The organism is Chlamydiota bacterium (assembly GCA_016178055.1).
Classification (GTDB): Bacteria; Auribacterota; JACPWU01; order JACPWU01; family JACPWU01; genus JACOUC01.
The window spans coordinates 1-2,471 of record JACOUC010000063.1; the positions used below are offsets into that span (position 1 = coordinate 1).

The 2,471-nt window shown below is 42.4% G+C and carries 4 protein-coding genes; 3 read left to right on the top strand and 1 reads right to left on the bottom strand.

The genetic code is table 11. The annotated features are described in order from the left end of the window. Positions 1-305 (top strand): hypothetical protein (locus tag HYS07_09290; GenBank protein MBI1871371.1); only part of this gene is annotated, 305 nt, incomplete at its 5' end. Continuing rightward, positions 292-546, top strand: coding sequence for a hypothetical protein (locus HYS07_09295; protein ID MBI1871372.1), 255 nt, complete (start codon positions 292-294; stop codon positions 544-546). The genes HYS07_09290 and HYS07_09295, both read left to right, overlap by 14 nt. Here the strand turns inward: HYS07_09295 and HYS07_09300 are convergent. After that, the gene (locus tag HYS07_09300) at positions 537-878 is read right to left on the bottom strand and encodes a hypothetical protein (GenBank protein ID MBI1871373.1); all 342 of its coding nucleotides are present in this window, start codon (positions 876-878) and stop codon (positions 537-539) included. The genes HYS07_09295 and HYS07_09300 overlap by 10 nt on opposite strands. 553 nt (positions 879-1,431) lie before the next feature. On the opposite strand from HYS07_09300, the gene HYS07_09305 reads away from it, so the two are divergent. Then, positions 1,432-1,836, top strand: coding sequence for a helix-turn-helix transcriptional regulator (locus HYS07_09305; protein MBI1871374.1), 405 nt, complete (start codon positions 1,432-1,434; stop codon positions 1,834-1,836). Positions 1,837-2,471 lie beyond the last annotated feature (635 nt).

Below are 2,471 nucleotides of genomic sequence, written 5' to 3' on the forward strand. Positions count from 1 at the left end.
CCATCAATCACGATATCAAGTCCCGTGTCACTTATTCTGTCATCATTCCTAAACTCAATCCCGATCAAATCTCTGATTTTATCTTGCGAGAGCTCGATTGCGTTAAACTCGGTCATCATACCTTCTGTGAGGATGCCCTCTCCCTTATCGCCAGGGCCAGCGAGGGTTTCCTGCGCTTGGCTCGTAATCTCTCGCTCTCTTCTCTCATCGAGGCCGTCCGTGATCGAAAAAAACAGGTCGATCTGGAGATCGTTAATCGCGTCCTCATTCAACCCCATTGGAGAAGCTCCCGTGACCTGGTCTAAACAACAAATCCAAAAAGCTCGCAAGGTTTATCTCGCCCCTCTTCTTGCCAAAAGGGGCTTCTCTTTACGTAAGCTCGAATATGATAACTTTGCCATTGATCAATTCCCGGGTGTTGTCATTAAATATAACTTCTTCTTCCATAAATTTGACCGATCTCGCGGCAACTCAATAGATTTCTTTATCCGCATCCAACATAAATCGTTCCACGAAGCTATGACGATTCTGATCCCTCACGGTTGAATGATCCCTCTATATAGTTTTTTAATGTTCTCTTTGGAACTCTCATCTAGGAACTTTTTAATCTCGTGATAATGTTCCACGTATTGACGAACCTTTTTACCAGAACTTCTTGGAACGTATATCATTCTTGTCTTGCCCTTAACTCCCTGTGAGATGTAAAGCGATTCATGCCGATATCCCTTCACACATTTACAGTTCTTCTTCCCGCAAACGCGCTTCATGATAACAAGCGATCCACGAATGACCTCGCTTAGCTTGCTCCTCTTGGAGAGTGACGGCATTCTCATTGCTCCTTTTCTGATTTCTATTATACATATCAGATTATAAACCATTTAAAATCCCTGTCAACAGGGTCCTATTGCTGACAGGGGTTGTGTGCCCTCCTGGACCCACTGACCCGTCTTGCCATAAATTCTTCTCCAAAATTTCTGGCAATTCGGTAAAACCCCTCCTTTACCCCCTTTTTCAAGACGATGACAATTTGGCTCGTTTTACGATGTCAATTAAACAAAGCACACCTGAGTGCATTGCGAGTCCATTCGATGCATCACTTGGAGGAACGCCTTGGGCAAGCTGAGTCGGTTTCGGATTCGGTCGAGGATTTCTGATTTATTCATAAAACCTCCTTGAAAAATCTTGGGCCTTCGTTATAATCATTCTGGGCATAGAAAAAGGGCGTCATGCTCTTCTTTCTTGTCCATCTGGCCATCCGTTGACTCTGCCAAGATTCCGACGGATGGCCTTCTTTTTTAAAACCTGTCAAATAAAAAATGAGCTTTTCTAGTGCTTCCAAAAGATTACTTGATAAATTACGATATTCGTAATTATATGTCAACGGAAAATTACTTAATAATTAAAACTCATAGTATAAATGAACCAAAGATTATGAAGAGACCAACAACAATCTCAGATTTTGGAAAAAGATTGACCTCTCTACGGAAAGCAAAAGGACTGACCCAACAGGTTTTGGGTGAGAAGGTTGGTGTCTCCAACCGTGTCATTGCTTATTACGAGGGAGAGACAAAATTTCCTCCAGCCCATTTGTTAATTCCCATGGCCAAGGCCCTGCAGGTTTCAGCAGATGAACTTCTTGGCCTGAAACAACTCAAAGAACAAAATAATTCCCAATATGCCTCCCTTTGGAGAAAGATAAAAAAAATTGAACTTCTTTCAAAAAAAGATCAAAAGGCTTTGCTCTATTATTTAGATGCCCTTCTAGAAAAAACGCCTAACCCAGGCCATTCCCTTTCATTTCATGAAGCCGCCCGTAGAAAAATTAAAAATATTTAATTCCTTTTGCGCTTTAATACAATTAGGTCTCACCCGTCCTAAATCATCCCCTCAATAAAGTTTTAGCCAAAAATGTTTGCGCAAATTTTCGTGATTACGCCACCACTCATCTTATCTTGGGCCGTAGACCCAGAAAAAATGGGATAGAGCTCAAACCAATGTTTATCGGCTTAAGAAAAGTCTCCCGAGTTATAAGGAGCTTATCTATCCCCCCGCCCGCCCTTGCCGCAGAAAAGTATTTTTGACTTTGGCCTTTTCTCTTATGGGTTTTTGGAAGCTAAATTTCCCCTTCCCTTTCCCTTCCTCCTTCGGTTTCACTCACCACTCGGCAAAAGAAAAGGCGTAAGCGCCTCGGGATGAGTAAAACCTACCTCCTTCTCTTTCCCATTCCCTCGCACCGTTTTTTTGCCGTCCAAAAAAACGGTGAAGCGGATTTGGATTTAGAAGGAGGAAGGAAAAGGGAAGAGGAGTCACAAAGTCCTGTCTCGTTCTATGTGTGCTTTCCCACACTCTGATCGTAATATTTATTGAAATCTTACCAAATTCAGATCATAAAAGAGCGCATGATAAGATAAGAGGAGCCGCCTCAATTTGGCAAAAGAGGACTTATTCTTATTCACCACCATGCGCCCAAA

What these genes read in the sequence shown, in the direction of transcription:
- HYS07_09300 (MBI1871373.1), bottom strand. Translation starts at nt 878, where the DNA reads ATGGTTTATAATCTGATATGTATAATAGAAATCAGAAAAGGAGCAATG.
- HYS07_09305 (MBI1871374.1), top strand. Translation starts at nt 1,432, where the DNA reads ATGAAGAGACCAACAACAATCTCAGATTTTGGAAAAAGATTGACCTCT.